We start from the raw sequence: 17,430 nt of genomic DNA, 5'->3' as shown, positions 1-17,430 counted from the left end.
GGGTGAGTGGGGCTGCAGGAGGAGGTTCTCTTCCGCTTCTGGGTGGCGGTGGGGGGCTGCGGGAAGGCGAATCGCACGGGAACTGCGGTGCCGGGTCAGAAGGCAGGGCGACAAGCCATGAGTCAACCGTTGGGCGGAGCGTGCGCGAACGCGTGGTCGGGGTCGGACCCCCGCCGAGAGGACGGACCGGAAGCGAGCGATCATCGATGACGGCCGCACGAACGGGGTCGGTGAGCCCCGACCTCACGATCGGTGTCGTAGGCCCGCATGACCTGGTCGAAAGGGTCATGCTCATGGGCCACGGCCCCACACCTGTACCGAGCCGGCTGGTCGCTGCCGCCTACCGAGACGAACAGGAGGCGGCCGACAAGGTCGTGCGCCTGGGCTCGGGCGTGGACGTGTGCCTGTTCGCCAGCCCAGTCCCCTACGACTTCGCACGCAAGGCGGGCGTGCTCACCATGCCCGCGACGTACGTCCCGCTGAACGGCGCCGCCCTGCAGGGCGCGCTGCTGCGGGCCTCACTCGACGAACGCTTCGACCCGGCCAGGGTGAGCATCGACGTGCTCGGCCGCGCCGAGGTCGAGGAGGCGTACTCCGAGATCAGCCTGGGCACCGAGCAGGTGCATCTGCGCGAAGAGGCGGCGGGCCCCGGCACGCTCGCCGCCTTCCACGAGCGGCTGTGGCGGCGCGGCGCGACGACGGTCGCGATGACCTGCGTGCACGCCACCGCGGAGCGGATGGAGATGGCCGGCGTGCCGACCCTCCGCGTCCGCCCCACCGGCGCGGCCATCCGAAGCTCCCTGCAGACGGCGGCGCTGCTCGGCGCCCACCACCGGCTGGAGGAGTCGCAGCTCGTCGTGGTGCTGGTGGACGTGCCGACGCTGCGCGAGACACCGCGCCGCGTCACCCCGCGCTACTGGCGGGACGAACTGAAGCTCGCACTGCACCGGGTGCTGCTTCAGGAGGCGCACCGGATGAACGCGTCGGTGTGGCCGCTGGACGACCACAGCTACCTCGTCATCGCGACGCGCGGCTCGGTCACCGCGTCCACCGAGGGGTTCCGGACGCCTCCGTTCGTCGAACGCGTCCGCGAGGAACTCGGCCTCGCGATCGAGGTCGGCATCGGCATGGGACGCACCGCGCACGAGGCGGAGAACCATGCCCGGGCGGCGCTGGCCCGCTCGCAGACCTCCCAGCGGGCACAGGGCTTCGCCCTGGACCGCGACGGCCGGGCCCTCGTCCCCGCGCCGCGCACACCGCCGCGCACACCGCCGCAGGCCAAGCCCAAGGGCCTGGAGATCCTCGCACGCCTCGCCGACAAGCTCGGCGACCAGGAGCAGCCTCTGATCGTGGACGCGGAGAACGCCGGCAAGATGCTCGGCGTCACCCCCCGCACCGCCCGCCGCCTCCTGCGTACCCTCGTCGAGGAGGGCCTGGCCTGGCCACTGCCCCCGAACCGGACCCCGCAACCCGGCCGCCCCCGCCAGCTCTACCGCCTCATCGTCGAGAAGCTGGGGCCCGCGAAGACCAGCTGACAGGCCGTCAGAGCCCCCGGACGCGTACACCGGTCCGGGGGCGGGGCGGGCCTCAGTTCCGGTAGGGGACGCTCTTGGCCACGGCCAGGAAGGCGTCGTTCTCCTCGGGGGAGCCGATGGAGACTCGGGCGCCCTCACCGTCGAACGGGCGGACGCTCACTCCCTGGGCGTCGCAGGCTCCGGAGAACTCCATCGTCCGGTCGCCGAGGCGCAGCCAGACGAAGTTGGCCTCCGTCGGCGGGACCGTCCAGCCGGCCGCGAGGAGGGCGCCGCGAACGCGGTCGCGTTCCTTCACCGTCCCCTCGACGCGCTCCAGCAGCTCGTCCGTCGCCTTCAGCGACGCGATGCCCGCCGCCTGCGCGACGGAGTTCACGCTGAACGGCAGGAACGTCTTGCGGATCGTGCCGGCCACCAGCGGGTGCGCCACGAGGAACCCGATGCGCAGACCGGCGAGCCCGTACGCCTTGGAGAACGTCCGCAGGATCACCAGGTTCGGGCGGTCGCCGTACAGCGTGAGCCCGTCGGGAACCTCGTCGTCGCGGATGTACTCGCGGTACGCCTCGTCCAGCACGACCAGGCAGTCGGCGGGGACGCGGTCCAGGAACGCCTCCAGTTCCGCGCGGCGGACGACGGTGCCCGTCGGGTTGTTCGGGTTGCAGACGAAGATCAGCCGCGTCCGGTCGGTGATCGCGTCGGCCATCGCGGCGAGGTCGTGCGTCTCGTCCCGCAGCGGCACCTGGACGCCCGTCGCGCCCGACAGCGACACCAGCAGCGGGTACGCCTCGAACGACCGCCACGCGTACACGACCTCGGCGCCCGGCTCGGCGACGGCCTCCAGGAGCATCTGGGTCACCCCGACCGAGCCGCAGCCCACCGCGACATGGTCGGCGGGGACGCCGCAGAACGACGCGATCGCCTCGGTCAGCGCGGTGGCGTTGTTGTCGGGATAGCGGTTGACGTTGCGCGCCGCCTCGCCGATCGCGTCCACGACCGACGGGAGCGGCCCGTGCGGCGACTCGTTCGACGACAGCTTGAACGAGCGGCCCTCGGGCGACACCACGACCTTGCCGGGCTTGTAAGCCACGAACCGGTCGAGGACGGAGCGGAAGCGCGGAGTGGTTGCCTCGGACACCGTTGTCCTCCAGTTGCACAGGGGTATTGCGCCCAGCCTACGCAGCGCCCCTCATCACGCGGTACGCCGCATCATCCAGCAAACCGCCACGATGCGGACGAACTCCCAGTCGTGCGTGTCGTCCGGCCACCAGCCCCGATGGAACGCGTCCTCGGCGAATCTCCGCAGATACCCCATCAGCTCTTTCTCGCCGGGATGCCCGAGTTCCTCCCGGAGGCTGGCGACATGCTGGTCGACGGCCGCCGCAAGGCCCGGGGAACCGGCCATCTCGGCGACGCCGGCCTCGCCGATGTCCCTGACGAGCAGGCCGAGCACTTCGGGGGAGTCACCGTCCATAGGGTGCGAAACTAGCAACCGTCCCGCGACGGCGTGAAATCACCCCTGGTCAAGGAACCCGGGGACGCAGCATCGGCGGACGCAGCTGCTCCGCGTCGCCGCGCCTGTACAGCCGTGCGGGGCGGCCGCCGTCCCGCGTCGTCGTCCGCTCGGTGGGGATCAGGAACCTGTCCGCGCCGGTGACCTTCCGGTGGAAGTTCCGCGGGTCCAGGCTCGTCCCCCACACGATCTCGTAGACGCGGCGCAGCTCCGCGACGGTGAACTCGGGCGGGCAGAACGCGGCGGCCAGCGATGTGTACTCCAGCTTGGCGCGCGCCCGCTCCATCCCGTCGCACAGGATCCGCCGGTGGTCGAACGCCGCCCGGTCATGGTGGACGAGATCGTCCACGGCCGTCCACAGCACCTGCGCGCGGCTCGACGCGGGCAGATCCGGCGCTAGCCCCAGGTAGGCGACGCTGACCACCCGCTGCCGGGGGTCACGGTCGGGATACCCGTAGGTGGCGAGCTGCTCCAGGTGGATCCGCACGTCCGCGAGACCCGCCCGCTCCGCCATCAGCCGGGACGCCGCGGCCGGCAGATCCTCGTCGAGCTGGATGAACCCGCCCGGCAGCGACCACGCTCCCTCGTACGGCGCCCGGTCACGCCGCCACCGCAACGCGCACAGACGCTGCTCCCGCACGGTGAGCACGACAAGGTCGACGGAAACGGCAAGCCGCGGCACGGACATGAGAACGAACCTAGCCCGAGTGGCCCACCGCTAGCGCCCGGACCGCCACACCGTCCGCAAAGATCACGAAGGCCCGGCCGGATTCCGGCCGGGCCTCGCGCTCGCGACGGAACGTCAGTCCTCCTTGGGGGCTTCCACGGGGACGGGGGGAGCTGCCGGGGCGGAGCCGTTCTGGCCGGCGTGCCCGTTCTGGGCGTTCAGGTTGCCGAGGAGCTGGCGGGCGACGCCGAGGCCGGTGCCGCCCAGCGTGAGGGCCTTGGCGAGCATGTCCTCGATGCCCTGGGCGCCGTTGAGCACGACCATGTTGTCGACGTTGCCGAACACGCCGGCGCCCGCCTCGACGATCTGCGGCCACTGCTCGGCGAGCTGCTGGGCGATGACGGCGTCGGTGTTCTCGGCCAGCGCCACCGCGCGGGCCTTGATCGCCTCGGCCTCGGCGAGGCCCTTCTGGCGGGTCGCGTCGGCTTCGGCCTCACCGAGGAGCCGGATGGCCTCCGACTCCCGCTGCGCCTTCAGCTGGACCTCGGTCGCCGCGGCCTGGGCGTAGGAGATGCGCTCCTCGCGCTCCGCCTCGGCCAGCTTGACCTGCTCGTACGCCTTGGCGTCCGCGGGCTTGCGGATCTCGCTCTCCAGCCGCTTCTCGGTGCGCTCGGCCTCCAGCTCGGCGTTGCGGGTCTCCTTGAGGATGACCTCCTGGCGGGCCTGCTGCGCGGCCTGCTGCACCTGGCCCTCGTACTCGGCCTTCTTCATCTCGGTGTCGCGGATGACGGCGGCGTTCTGCCGCTCGGTCTCCTGCTCGCGCTCGGTGGCCTCCTGGTTGCGCTCGGCCTCGGCGATGCGGGCGGCGGCGGCGACCTTGGCGGCGTGCGGACGGCCGAGGTTGGTGATGTAGTCCGTCTCGTCGTCGATCTCCTGGATCTGCAGTGAGTCGACGACCAGGCCGAGCTTGCTCATCTCGTCGGCGGCGGAACTGCGGGTCTCGCTGGTGAGACGCTCGCGGTTGAGGATGAGGTCCTCGACGGTGAGGTTGCCGATGATGGAGCGCAGGTGGCCGGTGAACAGCTCGTGGATCGCGCCGTCCATCGAGGCCTGCTGCTCCAGGAAGCGCCGGGCCGCGTTCGCGATCGAGACCAGGTCGTCCCCGACCTTGTAGATGACCACGCCGCGGACCTTGACCGGGATGCCCTGCTGCGTCACGCAGCTCACCTCGAGGTTGGCGGCACGGCTGTCGAGCTGCAGCCGCCGGGACACCTGGAAGCCGGGCAGGACGGCCGTCCCCTTGCCCGTCACGATCTTGAATCCGAGGCTGTCCATGCCGTCGATCGGCTTGGACCTGGCGCCGAGCCCGGAAATGATCAGCGCCTCGTTCGGCTCGGCGACCCGCCAGACCAGTTTGAACAAGATGATCAGCAAGATGACGGCGACGACGGCTGCGATGGCCACGGCGAGCACGGGCATACGGCCTCCTCTTCATTTATGGGGCTGCCGCGCCCCTTCAGGGCGGGCGCCGCAGAGTTTCCCAGTAGACGCGGGAAACGGGCGTTCGGTTCATCACTGGCCTAGAGCGGCCGCCACGTACACCGTGCGGGGCGGCTGATACTCGACCACGATGACGATCACGCCGACACCGAACTCGTCGCGGGGGTCCACGGGATGGGCGTAGAACGCCTCCACCCCGCCGCGGATCGGGATCATCACCTCCCCGACCAGCCCCGGCCCGATCTTGCCGGTCACCCGGCCCTCTCTGCCGATCAAATGCACCCCCACGCTGGACTGGAATGCTCGAAGCCGCGCTCCGCGCACGTAAAGCGAACGTTAGCCCCTGGATGAGACGGATAGCGACCCACGTCCCCCGGCCGTGGACTACGGGAGGATGCGGTCGGCCTGGGCGAGGGTGTCGCGGGCTAGGCGTTCGGCTTCTGTACGGGTGGCCTGGGGGCCGTAGACGGTGAGGGTCGCCAGGTAGTGGCGGCCTCGGAAGACCACGTACCAGGTCCGGGTCTTGGTGTTTCCGGTGGTGGTGACGACGCCGACGGTGCGGGAGCCTTCGCCTATGTCGCCCTTCGGTGACTCCACCACGCGGTGCTGTGACCATTGGGAGCCGACCTTGGTGCGGAACTTCAGGCAGCCGGCGGGGATGCGGGCGTTGACCTGCTTTTCGGCGTCGGCGGCCGGCATGCCCATCAGGGTCTCGGTGACGGTCTGCCCGCGTTTGGCGAAGGTGACGAGCGCCGCGGGGACGTCGCCGGGCACCGCGCCGCCGGGGCGGCCCGTCCCGCAGCGGGGTTTGTCCAGTTCGGCGGCGCGCTGGAGCCTGGTGGCGTTCTGGATGGCCGTGAGCGTGCCGTAGGAGCCCGAGTCGGGCTCTCCGGCCTTCTGGTAGCCGGGGACCTCGGTGAGGAGGGCCTGGGCGAGCTGGTCGGAGGTGTAGCCGACGCCGGCCACCTCGGCGGGGGCGGTACCGTTGACGGGGCGGGCGCGTTCTCCGGCGCCGCCGCATGCGGACACCGCGGCGGCCGTCGACAGCAGCATGATCGGGAGGAGCCTGTGCGCCATGGCGGTGACCTTACGGCGCAGAGGGTGCGAGTCGCCCCGGACGACACGCGTTCGGGGCGAACCGGGCCCGAACATCCGGGCCGGCTCAGCTCTGCTCGGCTCGTTCGTTGTACTCGGCGGCGTAGTCCTGGCCGGACAGCTTCTGGATCGTCTCGACGATCTCGTCGGTGATGGCGCGGCGGGCCTTGGCGGGCGGCAGGTCGCCGTAGTGGGAGAAGTCCATCGGGGGGCCGATCCGCACGGTGGGGCGGGGGCCGAAGACGCGCGGCAGGGACGCGCCGAGCGGCTGGATCTTCTCGGTGCCCTCCAGCGCGACGGGCAGGACGCGGGCGCCGGACTCCAGGACCAGCCAGCCGACGCCGGTGCGGCCGCGGTACAGCCGTCCGTCGGGGGAGCGGGTGCCCTCCGGGTAGATCGCGAAGGCGCCGGCGTTGTCGAGGACCTCGGCGGCCTGCTCCAGCGCGCCCATCGCGGCGCGCCGGGCGCCGCGCCGGACCGGGACGTGGCCGAGGTTGGTGAGGAACCAGCGGACGAAGCGCTTCTTGAGCCCGCCGCCCTCGAAGTAGTCCGCCTTGGCGATGTAGGTGACCGGCCGCGGCACCGCCAGGGGGATGATGAAGCTGTCGATGAACGACAGGTGGTTGCTGGCCACGATGAGCGGCCCGTAACTCGGCACGTTCTCCCCGCCCACGACCCGCGGACGGAAAAGCAGCCAGAGGATCGGACGCACCACGCGCGTCATGAACGTGTAGAACATCCAGCCTCCCGAATTCGCCACCGACACTGTAACGTCTGCGCCGATCCGGGCCCGAGTCAGCGCCCGCCTTTCCGTCCGCCGGTCGGGTCAGGAATTGCCCATCCGCAGGTCAAGGCTGGCCTGGCCGCCCTTATCCGCCATTTCTTACCGTATAGTAAGTTTCTGTCCGGTAAGTTATTGGCCCGTTTCCGGGAGGTCCGGGACGCGCCCGGACGGTCCGGACGATCCGTCGGGTAGGGTCTAGAGCGGAGACCGGACGGCCGTCTCGGGCAGGTTACGGTCCGGGGCACCGCCGGGCGACCTGGTCCTTTTCCCGGGAAGTGCTTGGAATGCGGGCACGGGTGCGCAATCCTGAGGAGTCACCTGAGATGGCCGGGTACCACCGGATGGGGCGTGAGGTGACCATGGACTTCGACATCAACCTGATGCGCGACGACCGGTGCACTCTCGTGCGCGTGCACGGAGACATCGACGTGGTGTCCCGCGCCCGCTTCGAGGAGACCCTGTTCGAGGTCGTGGACTCGGGCGAACCCCTCGTCGTCGACATGCGCGAGGTCACGTTCTGCGACTCGACCGGCCTGAACGCGCTCGTCGCCGCCAACCGCCGCGCCGGTGAGCGCGGCACGTCCGTCGCCCTCGTCGCGCTGCCGCCGCGCGTCCAGCGGGTCTTCCGCATCACCGGGATCGACAAGTTCATCCCGATCTACGACACGCTCCGCGAAGCCATCGTCGCCCTCCCCACCACCACCAGGCCCTGACTCAGGTACAGCCCTCGAACTGGGGGACGTGGGTGTTCAGTTTCAGGCCCGAGTCACCGAACCACTTCGTCAGCAGGCGCGCGGCAGTGCCGTCCTGGTACATGCCGGTGATGGCGCGGTTGACGGCCTCGCAGCCCTTCAGGTCGCCCTTCTTGAGGCCGACGCCGTACTTCTCGTCCGTGAACGGCGCGTTGATCATGCGGCCGGGGCGGCCGGCGGCGAACCCGGCGAGGATCAGGTCGTCGGTCGACACGGCGTCGAGTCTCCCGGCGGCGAGCGCGTCCATGCAGGCCCCGTAGGTGCCGACGGTGACCGGCTTCGCGGCGACCTTGCGCTCCTCGATGACGCGGCGCCAGGAGTTGGAGCCGGTCACCTCGCAGATCCGCTTGCCCTTCAGGTCCCGCACGTCGTTGATGGACGCGGCGTCCGCGCGGACGAAGGTGTCCTGGTGCGCGACGTAGTACGGGCCGGCGAAGGTCACCTTCATCTTGCGCCGCGCCGTGATCGAGTACGTCGCGACGATCATGTCGACGGTGCCGTCGGCCAGCGCCTCCTCCCGGACCGACGAGTTCGTCGTCCGGAACGTGACGCGGTCCTCCGGGACGCCCAGCTTGCCCGCGATGTAGGTGGCGACGTCGACGTCGAAGCCCTCGTACGTGCCGTCCGGGCGTTTCACGCCGAGGGCGGGCTGGTCCTCCTTCACGCCGATGACGAGGGAGTCCTTGCCGGCGACGGTCTCCTCCTCGGCGCCGCCGAGGCCGCAGGCCGACAGCGCTGCCGCGGCGGCCAGGAACGCGGCGGCCGCGGCGATGGCACGGGTGGCGCGCATGCTCGTCTCCCTTTTCAGCGGAACTCGGCCAGCCGGGGGCGGACCCCCGCGAGGATCAGCAGGGCGATGACGGCGGCGCCGCCCGCCGGGACGGCGTCCCAGCCGCGCAGCCCGCCGTCGGCGTCGTCGATCGCCTCGTCGAACGCGTCCTGGTGGACGGCCGTCAGCTCGCTCAGCGCCTTGTCGTAGGCGCCGAAGTCGTTGATCGCGTTGGACGTCCGGCCCATCCGCACGTCGACGGCCCCGGCCCGGTTTCCGGCCGCCGCGAGCTGCCGCATCCGCGCGTCGTTGCGCTGGACGGCCCGGTACGCCTGGAGCGTCTTCTGCAGTGCGTCCGCCTCGCGGCCCGGTTCCACCGTGCGCGCCTCGTCGCCGAAGAAGCCGAGGAACGGGACGTCGTCCTGGCCGGACTTGAAGGAGCCGAGCGTCCCCTCGAGCCCCGCGTAGTAGTTCTCCAGGTTCATCGGCTTGTCCCCGAGGTCCGGGTAGATCACCGACAGCGACTTGTCGAGGTAGGTCTGCTCGTAGGTGTCGGCGCGTCCCGGGTCGAGGAGGTAGCGGCTTTCGTCGGCGAACGCGCTGTGGCTGATCGCGCGGGCCCGGGACAGCTGCAGGATCGAGTCGAAGCCGTCCTCCTTGGCCTTCCGCATGTGCCCGGCATGGGCCGTCAGGAGGCCCACGCCCACGGCGGTGAGGGCCAGCGTGGCGAGCGTCGCCAGCACCAGCGGGACGTTCAGGACGCGGCGGAACGTCCGTCCGAGGTAGAGCTGGGTGGCGATCAGGAACAGCAGCACGATCAGGCCGGTCACGGCGACCCACGTGCGTCCCGCCAGCACCGCCGAGCGTTTCGTCTCGTACTGCTGCCGGACCTGCGCGCCCGTGTCGAGCGTGATGTTGTACGCCTTGGGCAGGAGCTGGAGCTTCATCAGGTCGGTCGCCTGCCGGTAGGCGTCGACGACCTCCTGCGGCAGCTCGCCCGGCGGATGGTCGGCCTGCGCGTCGAGTTCCATGGCGCGCCCGACGAGCCGCTCGTACTTGCCGAGGCCGTCCAGCACCTCCTGGACGGTGCGCCGCAGCGCCGGGTCGCGGCCGGCGAGCTGCGCGGCCTGCACCGCGGCCGCGTCGGCCTCCGCGCGGCGCCGCTCGTACACCTTCAGCGACTCGTCGTAGCCGATGCCGAGGTCGTGGTCGCGGCCGATGAGCAGGATGTTGGAGACCTGCGCGTCCATGTCGCTGAGCGCGAAGTACAGGGTGCCGGTCGCGACGACCTGCGGGCCCGCGTCCCTGCCGATCGTCTGGACGGAGTCGCGCGCGTTCCCGATCGCCAGGGTCAGGACGGCCAGCAGTGCCAGGATGGCGGCCAGGCACAGCACCACGTGGATGCCGACGCGGCCCGGGATCGTCCGGAGCCAGCGTCCGCGCACGAACGTCCGCAGGCGTCCCGCGCGGGGCCGCACGGTGTCCGCCGGCGGCCTGGACGCCGGGGAGGGCGGGCCGGCCGATGGACTTCGGGGCGGAGTCATCGTCATGGCGGGCCTTCCTGCAGGGACAGCGTGATCGTCGTCCAGGCGCCGACGTGGATGCGGTCGCCGTCGGCCATCCGCACCGGCGTGTTCACCCCGATCGGGTCCGCTCCGCCGTTCACCGTGGTGCCGTTGGTCGAACCGGGGTCGACCAGGTTCCAGGTTCCGTCCGGCTGGGCGAGCAGGACGGCGTGCAGGTGCGAGACGCCGGGGTCCTCGGGGGGCGCGCTCAGGTCGATCTCCGGGAGGAGCGCGCGGGACGTGCTGCGCCGCCCGATCCGGACCTGGTCGCCGATCAGCGGGACGCGGCGCTCCGGGCTGTACGGCGGGAACGTCAGCCCCGCCGCGTCCGGCCCCATCTGCGCGATCACCGTGTCGAAGTAGGCGCGGTCGGCGGCGATCAGCGCCGACGGGCCGGGCGGGGTGAGCCGCGGGCTGCTCGTCCGCTGCGACGGCACCAGCGGCCTCGGCCGGGGGGCGGGCGGCTGGGCGGTGCGGAGGGCGCCGGTCTCGAAGTCGTACCCGTCGACCTCGCAGAAACGTCCGGAGCGGGGCGTGCCGCAGTGCGGGCATGCCGGGGAGGCGGCCTTGTCCGGCCCCGCGTCCGGCCCCGCGTCCGGCCCCGCGTCCGGCCCCGCGTCCGGCCCCGCGTCCGGCCCCGCGTCCGGCCCCGCGTCCGGCCCTTCCTCCACGTCCGCCTTCGGCGCGGGGGCGGGTACGGGTGCGGGCGCGGCGAACTCGGCGCGCTGCGCGCCGTCCATGAGATCGCCGCACACGTCGCAGTAGTCGGCGGCCTCGGACGTGTGCCCGCTCGGGCAGACCGGCATGAGCCTCAGCCTCCTCCTCGCGCCTCGTCGCCGTGGCGGGTCCGCACAGTCCGCACGGAACGGGTGTCGAGCGACATCTCGTCCGCCTTGGACACCTCCCGCTTCAGCCGTACCGTGCCGCGCACCGGGTCGATGACGTCGACGACCCGGTCCAGCAGGCCGGAGATCTGCTCGTTGCCGACCTCCCGCGCCAGGACGACCGCCCGCCCGAGCCTGGTCGTCGCGGTGTCCTCGTCGCCCTCCCGCCTCGCCTCCAGGCCCTCCTGGATGGCGTCGGCCAGTTCCGACTGCCCGGTGTGGTGGGCGACCCGCCCGTTGATCCGCGTCGACCTGGCCTCGTCGTCGGTCCACTCGGCCAGGACGTTCCCGGACGCGAGGACCTCGTCACCGGCGATGAGCTTCACCCACGCGGCCCGCATCTGCCGCCCCACATCGCCGGGCTCGACCTCCACGCACACGTGGTACTCGCGGTTCTCGTCGCCCCACGCGCCCAGCGGATAGTCGGCCGTCTGCTTCCCGGACTCGACGCGCCTGCCGGTCAGATCCTCCACGGTGGGCACCATCTGCTTGACGAACCGCAGTTCCGCCTGCTGCGGCGTCCACACGCGCAGCGACACGTCCGCGACCTCCTTGCTCATCGCGGTCTGCGTCATCGCGAGGAAGTCGGCCTCCAGGTCCGCCGGGTCGGGGACGTCGAGGAACCCGCCCAGCAGCGCGGAGGTGATCTTGCGGACCTCGGCGACGTCCCAGTCGGTGCCGACGCCGCGCGCGTCGCACTGGAAGTGCCCCGAGCACTGCTCCAGCGCCGCGCCCAGATCCTCGGCCGACTCGTGCTGGTTCTTGCCGTCGGTCAGCAGAATCGTGTGCTTGACGGCGTCCTCGTAGCCGGTGAACAGCCGGTCGGCGAGCCGCAGCCACGACCCGATCGCCGTCCCGCCGGCCGCCTCCAGCCGTCCCACCGCCTGCGCGGCGCTCCGCCGGGACGTGTCGTTGGCCTCGGCGAGCCGCTCCCCCTGCGGGTAGATCATGCGGGGCTGGTTCGCGCCCGCGACGACGGCGAACCGCACCCCGTCGCGCAGCACGTTCACCGCGGCCCGCGCCGCCCGTTTCGCGGCGGCCATCTTGCCCCGGTAGGACATCGACCCCGAGGTGTCGATGATGATGATCTCCGCCGCGGGCGCCCGCCCGGTGCCCGTACCCCCGCCGCCACCGCCGGACGAGCGCGCCTCCACGGTCACGATCGCGTGCATCTCCCGTCCGCCGTCCGGGAGGTAGGGGTTCTGGTCCACGCGGACCGTGAACTCGGGGAAATCGCTCATCTGCCCGGCTCCCTGCTCGGTTCTGGCGGCGGACAGGGGAGCACCGCCACCGTGACGTTGTCGTGCCCGCCCGCGTCGAGCGCCGCCCGCAGCAGCCGCCGCGCCACGCCGAGCGGCCCGTCCGGCCCGCTTGGCCCGTTCGGCCCGCCCGGCCCGTCCGCGCCGCCCAGTGCCACGGCCGCGAGGTCGGCGGCCTCGGGCAGGTCGTTCCACAGCCCGTCGCTGCAGAGCACCACGAAGCCCGGGGCGGCGGGCCGGAACGCCGCGAGCCGCGGCTCGGCCGCGCCCGCGTCCGCGCCCAGCCATGCCGTCAGCAGATGCGCCCGCCGGTCCGCCCACGCGTCCGCCGCGCCCATCTCACCGCGCTCGACCATCTGCGCCGCCCACGAGTCGTCCCGCGTGAGCGGCCACGAGCCGGCGGCCGACAGCCAGTACGCCCGGCTGTCCCCGATCCACCCGATGGTGACGTCCGGCCCGTCGACGACGGCCGAGACGAACGTGCACGCGGGCGCGGACTCGGGGTTCTTGGCGAGCCCCGTCACGACCTCGCCCGCCCGCGCCGCCGCGCCGCGGGTGGCGTCCCGCGGGTCCATGCCCAGCGAGACGCGTCCCGCCAGGACGGCGGCCGCGGCATCGGCGGCCACCCGCGACGCCTCCTCCGACCCCGGCGCGCTCGCGACGCCGTCGCACACCACCGCGCACGCACCGGCGGGCAGCGCCGCGAGCGCGAACGCGTCCTCGTTCCGGCCGCGCCGCAGCCCGAGGTCGCTCACCGCCGCCGCGAACCCGCCCAGCTCCGCCTCGACGTGCTCCCGCCCGCTCGGCTGCCGGAACCCGCACTGCTCGCAGTACCCGTCCGTCCCGACGGCCCCGTCCCCGCAATCCGTGCACACGCCCTTCCCGGCCGCATGCCCGGCCTCAGGGTCCGCTGCGAGCGCGGCGCCTGCGCCGGGCGCGGAGTCCGGGGGCACCGTGGTCTCGGGGGGCGGGGACCAGTCGCCGGTCGTCGGGTCGGGGCGGCCGCATCTCTCGCAGAAGCGGTCGTCCTCGTGGACGGGCTCGCCGCAGGTTCGGCAGAGCCCGATGTGGGTGTGCTGGTCCGCGTTCATCGTCAGAACAGCGTCCTCGGGCGTATCGCGTTGGCCCGTTTGACCATCGCGTGCCGGTGCTCGGTGCCGTCCGCGAGCTTGGCGAGGACGCGGTAGGTCTCCTCCAGCTTCGCGCGCAGGGACGCCTCGTCCAGGTCGGTGCCGAGGATCTGCATGCGGGAGCCCGGCGGCGCCGGGGTGCGGTCGGCGCGGACCCAGGTCAGGGCGGCCTCCAGCACCTCGGCGGCGAACGCGGCGGTGCGCTCGGTGTCGAGGCGCAGGGACGACAGGCGCCGGCCGGCCTCGACGAGCGTGGCGGCGTTCAGCTCACCGGGGCGGCGGCCCCGGACGGCGGTGGCGATGGCGGCGAGCTGCGCGGCGAGGTAGTGGCTGGAGACGCGGGGGACCGAATCCAGCACGCGTTCGGCGGCCTGCCGGTCACCGGCGGCGATACGGGCGCGGGCCAGCCCGAACACGGCGCTCACGTGGGTGGGGTCGGTGCGCCAGACCGTCTCGTAGAAGCGGTCGGCGTTCGCCATGTCGCCCAGGATCTCGTGGCAGAAGGCGAGCGCCAGCTTCGGCGCCTGCTCACCCGGCGCGAGGTCGTACAGGTCGTTGAAGACGGCGGCGGCCTCCGCGCCGCGCCCGCCCGCGAGGGCGCGGACACCGCGGTACCAGTCGACGCGCCAGTCGTCGGGGGCCTCGGCGGCGATCTCCTCGATGAGCCGCCGGGCGCCGTCCAGGTCGTCCAGCTCGATCCGGACCCGGACCAGCGCGAGCCGGACCTCCCGGGACGCGACCGGCGCGGCGCTCAGCGCGGCCGCCAGGTCGCCCGGGTCGCGGGCGGTGAGCCCGGCCAGGAACGCGGCGGCCGCGTCCGAGCCGTACACCAGCGGGACGGGCAGCGCCGCCGCGGCGGCCGGCGGCTCCAGCGGCGCGAGGATGGGCGGGGCGGCGCCGTTCACCCGGTCGCCGCCCCGGTCGGCCAACCCGATGATCTCGGCGCCGGCGGTGTGCTGCTCGGCGCCGAACAGCGGCGACGGCGCGGGCCGCGGGCGCCCGTCCTCGGCCGACAGCACCTCGCGCAGGACGCCGGTGAGCTGCTCGGCCATCTCGGCGGCGCTCTGGAAGCGGCGGGCCGGGTCCGGGTGCGTGGCGCGGCGCAGCAGCCGGTGGTACGACTCGTGCCGCTGGAACAGCGGTACCTCTTCGCGGGGCGGCAGGCTCCGCAGATGCCGTCCGGTGTAGCCGCGGAACGGGAAGCTCAGCACCGCCAGCGTCCGGCCCACGGTGTACAGGTCGGACGTGACCGACGGGCCCTGCGAGCCGATCTCGGGGGCCTGGTAGCCGGGGGTACCGAAGATCGGGCTGTCGATGTCGAACGCGCGGCGCACCCCGCCGAGGTCGATCAGCTTGAGCTGCTCCTCGGACTGGATCGCGTTGTCCGGCTTGAAGTCGCAGTACAGCAGGCCGACGCCGTGCAGGTAGCCGAGGGCGCTCAGCACCTCGAGCCCGTACGCGATCACCTGGGGGAGCGGGAGCGCCGCCTGGTCGCCGTGGTCCTGGCGGGTGCTGAGCAGGATGTCCTTCAGCGACCGGCCGCCGACGTACTCCATCACGATGTAGCCGGAGTCGTCATGCCGGACGAAGTTGTAGATCTTGACGATGTTGGGGTGCTCGACCTCGGCGAGGAACGCGCGCTCGGCGGTCGCGGCGGCCAGCGAGTCGGCGTCCCCGGTGTCCAGCAGGCCCTTGAGGACGACCCACCGTTCGCTGACGTTGTGGTCGCGGGCCAGGTAGACCCAGCCGAGCCCGCCGTGCGCGAGGCAGCCGAGCACCTCGTACTGGCCGCCGAGCACCTCGCCGGCGCGCAGCTTCGGCGTGAACGAGAACGGGTGCCCGCAGTTGCGGCAGAACCCCTCGGTACGGCCCGGGCGCCCGCCCCGGCTCCGCCCGACCTTCTCGTCGCACCGGCTGCAGTAGCGCCGGTTCTCCGGCACCTCCGGCGTCTCCATGATCGCGGAGGCGGGGTCGCGGGCGGGGACGGGCGGCACCTCGACGAGCCCGGCGCCGAGCATCCCGCGCCTGCTGGCGCCGCTGGAGCCCGTCCCCCGGGTGCCGCCGCGCGACGCCGTCCGCCCGGACCCGACCGTGCCCCGTCCGCTGCCCGCCGTGCCGGCGGACGCCGAGCCGGGGCCGCTCGGGTGCGACGGGGCGGACGGACCGGACGAGGCGGACGGACCGGACGAGCCTGACGAACCCGGCTGCCTGGTGGTCGGGGGCGCGGCCGGCGTCCGCGTCGTCACCGCGGCACCCGGCCGAGGCGGCACGGCGGGGGCCGGCGGGGTCGGCGGGGCCGGGTAGGGACCGGACGGCGCGGACGGCCGCGCGGGCGGCGCCGACCGGGCGGGCTGCGGAGCCGGGGCGCCGGGCCGCGGCGCCTGCGGAGGCCGCACGGGCTGCGACGTCTGCACAGGCTGCGCCGCGGGCTGTGCCGGTTGCGCGGGCTGCGCCGGTTGGGCGGCCGGGGCGGGCGCGGGGGCCGCGACCGGGGCCATCCCGCAGACGTCGCAGAAGCCGTCGGCCTCCACCTCGCCGGTGCAGCCGGGCTGGGTGCATCGGTTCATCGCCGGGTCCCCGTCTCGCTCTCGCACGCCCTGATCGCTCGCTGGTACTCCCCGAGCACCATGGTCGCCCTCCGCAGGTCGCAGGGCGCCGTCCACAGCACATCACGGGCCTCCCCGTACAGCGCGGTGAGCCGCTCGTCCTCGACCAGGCCCAGCCGTGCGGCCTTGGCCAGGTACGCCTCCAGGCGTCCGCGCAGCTCGCTCCGCCGGTCGAGCAGGCCGGCACTGAGACGCAGATCACCGCGCGCCCGTTCCAGCGCCTCGACGGCGGCGCGTTCGAGCTCGGCGAACCGTCCGGCCATCTCCACCCACCGGCCCGCCTCGCGGAGCCGCTCCAGGGCCGTGAGCCGGTCGCGGAGCGCGATGCCCAGCCCCCGCGACGGTTCGGGAAGATTCGGCGAAAGGATCTTGATGAGGGCCGTCGCGTGCGCCTCGCAGGCACGCTGCTCCGTCCGCTCGATCTCCTCGATGGACGCGGTGACCCGCGCGACGTGGTCCGCGTAGTCGTCGCGCATCCGGGCGACACCGGCCAGCTCGTCGTCCAGCGAGGTCAGGGCGCCGCGGACGCGGTCGAGGCGGCCGGTGTCGGCGCGGCCGTCCCGGACGAGCGACAGCGGGTCGGTGCGGATGACGCGGCCGAGCGCGGTCAGCTCACGCCCGACCCGGTCCAGCTCGGGATGCCGGGTGCCGTCGAGGGAGTGCGCCAGCCGGGCCGTCTCCCGCCAGCCCTCCTCCACCTCTTCGAGCGGCAGCAGCAGCGCCGTCCAGGCCGCGTCGGCGGCGGCGACCTCGCCCGCGACGGACTCGTACGCGCCGCACATCATCGCGACCGCGTCGTTCAGCGTCACCCGCCGCTCCTGCGGGCCGAGCAGCGTGCGGTCGCGCAGCGGGGTCTCCCCGCCGGGCAGTTCGACCGACGTTCCCGACAGCAGCCCGGACAGCTCGACCAGCGTCGCCATGTCGGGACGCGACGACCGTCCGCGCAGCTCCGACGCGGTGTCCAGGACGCGCTGGTAGGCGTCGAACAGCGCCCACAGCCCCGCCATGACGGCCTTCGCCTCCTCCCAGCGGCGCCACGTCTCGCCGGTGAGGCGGGCGCCCTCCAGAAGCCGGCTGCCGTCGTGGCCGTCGAGTTCGAGAAGCGACGCCGAGATGCGGTCGCGCTCCCGCCGGAGGGTCCGCAGGGCATGGTCGACGCCTTCACGACTCATGGGCGCGGCGGCCCCGGCCCCGCTCTGGTCCAACGTCTGCCCCGCGATCGCTCTCCTATGGTCCCCCCGAGCATGCCCGGCGCACCGGTCTGGGAGCGCGGACCGGTCCACTATCGGACGTACGCTCTCATACAAGTGTGATCCGTGACACTAGCCGAAACAAGCGTCTTTCTCCCGCGGACGGGCCACACCGGGCGCGTCCGGC

General features: G+C 72.9%; 16 protein-coding genes. 2 read left to right on the top strand and 14 right to left on the bottom strand.

The window, feature by feature from the left end:
- Nucleotides 1-206 precede the first annotated feature (206 nt).
- Nucleotides 207-1,535: a transcriptional regulator gene (locus ACGFK0_RS11460; RefSeq protein ID WP_392903189.1), complete on the top strand. Its 1,329-nt coding sequence runs from the start codon at nucleotides 207-209 to the stop codon at nucleotides 1,533-1,535.
- Nucleotides 1,536-1,587: 52 nt separating this feature from the next.
- Here the strand turns inward: ACGFK0_RS11460 and hisC are convergent, their stop codons facing one another.
- From hisC to ACGFK0_RS11425, 7 genes are all read right to left on the bottom strand, one after another.
- Entirely contained in the window at nucleotides 1,588-2,667 is a 1,080-nt protein-coding gene (gene hisC, locus ACGFK0_RS11455; protein WP_392903186.1) for a histidinol-phosphate transaminase, read from the bottom strand.
- Nucleotides 2,668-2,721: 54 nt separating this feature from the next.
- Nucleotides 2,722-3,003, bottom strand: a complete 282-nt coding sequence (locus tag ACGFK0_RS11450; RefSeq protein ID WP_392903183.1) for a DUF6401 family natural product biosynthesis protein — start codon at nucleotides 3,001-3,003, stop codon at nucleotides 2,722-2,724.
- 49 nt (nucleotides 3,004-3,052) lie between these two features.
- A complete protein-coding gene (locus tag ACGFK0_RS11445; RefSeq protein ID WP_392903180.1) occupies nucleotides 3,053-3,730 on the bottom strand; it encodes an NUDIX domain-containing protein in 678 nt (225 codons plus the stop codon).
- A 114-nt stretch (nucleotides 3,731-3,844) separates the two neighbouring features.
- On the bottom strand, nucleotides 3,845-5,188 hold the full coding sequence (locus ACGFK0_RS11440; RefSeq protein ID WP_392903176.1) for an SPFH domain-containing protein: 1,344 nt from the start codon (nucleotides 5,186-5,188) through the stop codon (nucleotides 3,845-3,847).
- A gap of 93 nt (nucleotides 5,189-5,281) precedes the next feature.
- Entirely contained in the window at nucleotides 5,282-5,464 is a 183-nt protein-coding gene (locus ACGFK0_RS11435) for a hypothetical protein (RefSeq protein WP_392903172.1), read from the bottom strand.
- A gap of 129 nt (nucleotides 5,465-5,593) precedes the next feature.
- The gene (locus ACGFK0_RS11430; RefSeq protein ID WP_392903169.1) at nucleotides 5,594-6,286 is read right to left on the bottom strand and encodes a hypothetical protein; all 693 of its coding nucleotides are present in this window, start codon (nucleotides 6,284-6,286) and stop codon (nucleotides 5,594-5,596) included.
- A gap of 85 nt (nucleotides 6,287-6,371) precedes the next feature.
- Nucleotides 6,372-7,043 carry a lysophospholipid acyltransferase family protein gene (locus tag ACGFK0_RS11425; protein ID WP_392903166.1) on the bottom strand — a complete coding sequence of 224 codons (672 nt, stop codon included), beginning with the start codon at nucleotides 7,041-7,043 and terminating at the stop codon, nucleotides 6,372-6,374.
- Between the two features lie 368 nt (nucleotides 7,044-7,411).
- Between ACGFK0_RS11425 and ACGFK0_RS11420 the strand changes: the two genes are divergently transcribed.
- Entirely contained in the window at nucleotides 7,412-7,801 is a 390-nt protein-coding gene (locus ACGFK0_RS11420) for an STAS domain-containing protein (RefSeq protein ID WP_392903163.1), read from the top strand.
- A gap of 1 nt (nucleotide 7,802) precedes the next feature.
- Here the strand turns inward: ACGFK0_RS11420 and ACGFK0_RS11415 are convergent, their stop codons facing one another.
- Genes ACGFK0_RS11415 through ACGFK0_RS11385 form a run of 7 tightly spaced genes read right to left on the bottom strand, consistent with a single transcriptional unit; the run spans nucleotide 7,803 to nucleotide 17,225 of the window.
- A complete protein-coding gene (locus ACGFK0_RS11415) occupies nucleotides 7,803-8,630 on the bottom strand; it encodes a glutamate ABC transporter substrate-binding protein (protein ID WP_392903160.1) in 828 nt (275 codons plus the stop codon).
- A 14-nt stretch (nucleotides 8,631-8,644) separates the two neighbouring features.
- On the bottom strand, nucleotides 8,645-10,159 hold the full coding sequence (locus ACGFK0_RS11410) for a hypothetical protein (RefSeq protein WP_392903157.1): 1,515 nt from the start codon (nucleotides 10,157-10,159) through the stop codon (nucleotides 8,645-8,647).
- Nucleotides 10,156-10,980: an FHA domain-containing protein gene (locus ACGFK0_RS11405; RefSeq protein ID WP_392903155.1), complete on the bottom strand. Its 825-nt coding sequence runs from the start codon at nucleotides 10,978-10,980 to the stop codon at nucleotides 10,156-10,158. The genes ACGFK0_RS11410 and ACGFK0_RS11405 overlap by 4 nt, the downstream gene beginning before the upstream one ends.
- A gap of 5 nt (nucleotides 10,981-10,985) precedes the next feature.
- Nucleotides 10,986-12,299 carry a VWA domain-containing protein gene (locus ACGFK0_RS11400; protein WP_392903152.1) on the bottom strand — a complete coding sequence of 438 codons (1,314 nt, stop codon included), beginning with the start codon at nucleotides 12,297-12,299 and terminating at the stop codon, nucleotides 10,986-10,988.
- Nucleotides 12,296-13,408, bottom strand: coding sequence for a protein phosphatase 2C domain-containing protein (locus tag ACGFK0_RS11395; RefSeq protein WP_392903149.1), 1,113 nt, complete (start codon nucleotides 13,406-13,408; stop codon nucleotides 12,296-12,298). Before ACGFK0_RS11395 ends, ACGFK0_RS11400 begins: the two co-directional genes overlap by 4 nt.
- Before the next feature lie 2 nt (nucleotides 13,409-13,410).
- Complete coding sequence (locus ACGFK0_RS11390; RefSeq protein WP_392903146.1) at nucleotides 13,411-16,014, bottom strand: tetratricopeptide repeat protein; 2,604 nt, start codon at nucleotides 16,012-16,014, stop codon at nucleotides 13,411-13,413.
- On the bottom strand, nucleotides 16,011-17,225 hold the full coding sequence (locus tag ACGFK0_RS11385) for a hypothetical protein (protein WP_392903144.1): 1,215 nt from the start codon (nucleotides 17,223-17,225) through the stop codon (nucleotides 16,011-16,013). The genes ACGFK0_RS11390 and ACGFK0_RS11385 overlap by 4 nt, the downstream gene beginning before the upstream one ends.
- Between the last annotated feature and the right edge of the window lie 205 nt (nucleotides 17,226-17,430).

Origin of the sequence: Spirillospora sp. NPDC048823 (genome assembly GCF_043198445.1) — a bacterium.
Classification (GTDB): domain Bacteria; phylum Actinomycetota; class Actinomycetes; order Streptosporangiales; family Streptosporangiaceae; genus Spirillospora.
The sequence above is the reverse complement of the archived record's forward strand: the minus strand, read 5'-3'. Positions and strand labels throughout refer to the sequence as shown.

Bases quoted from the DNA above. Each gene is read 5' to 3' on its own strand.
- ACGFK0_RS11460 (WP_392903189.1), top strand. From the start codon at position 207: ATGACGGCCGCACGAACGGGGTCGGTGAGCCCCGACCTCACGATCGGT.
- ACGFK0_RS11450 (WP_392903183.1), bottom strand. From the start codon at position 3,003: ATGGACGGTGACTCCCCCGAAGTGCTCGGCCTGCTCGTCAGGGACATC.
- ACGFK0_RS11445 (WP_392903180.1), bottom strand. From the start codon at position 3,730: ATGTCCGTGCCGCGGCTTGCCGTTTCCGTCGACCTTGTCGTGCTCACC.
- ACGFK0_RS11440 (WP_392903176.1), bottom strand. From the start codon at position 5,188: ATGCCCGTGCTCGCCGTGGCCATCGCAGCCGTCGTCGCCGTCATCTTG.
- ACGFK0_RS11430 (WP_392903169.1), bottom strand. From the start codon at position 6,286: ATGGCGCACAGGCTCCTCCCGATCATGCTGCTGTCGACGGCCGCCGCG.
- ACGFK0_RS11425 (WP_392903166.1), bottom strand. From the start codon at position 7,043: ATGTTCTACACGTTCATGACGCGCGTGGTGCGTCCGATCCTCTGGCTG.
- ACGFK0_RS11420 (WP_392903163.1), top strand. From the start codon at position 7,412: ATGGCCGGGTACCACCGGATGGGGCGTGAGGTGACCATGGACTTCGAC.
- ACGFK0_RS11415 (WP_392903160.1), bottom strand. From the start codon at position 8,630: ATGCGCGCCACCCGTGCCATCGCCGCGGCCGCCGCGTTCCTGGCCGCC.
- ACGFK0_RS11410 (WP_392903157.1), bottom strand. From the start codon at position 10,159: ATGACGATGACTCCGCCCCGAAGTCCATCGGCCGGCCCGCCCTCCCCG.
- ACGFK0_RS11405 (WP_392903155.1), bottom strand. From the start codon at position 10,980: ATGCCGGTCTGCCCGAGCGGGCACACGTCCGAGGCCGCCGACTACTGC.
- ACGFK0_RS11400 (WP_392903152.1), bottom strand. From the start codon at position 12,299: ATGAGCGATTTCCCCGAGTTCACGGTCCGCGTGGACCAGAACCCCTAC.
- ACGFK0_RS11395 (WP_392903149.1), bottom strand. From the start codon at position 13,408: ATGAACGCGGACCAGCACACCCACATCGGGCTCTGCCGAACCTGCGGC.
- ACGFK0_RS11390 (WP_392903146.1), bottom strand. From the start codon at position 16,014: ATGAACCGATGCACCCAGCCCGGCTGCACCGGCGAGGTGGAGGCCGAC.
- ACGFK0_RS11385 (WP_392903144.1), bottom strand. From the start codon at position 17,225: ATGAGTCGTGAAGGCGTCGACCATGCCCTGCGGACCCTCCGGCGGGAG.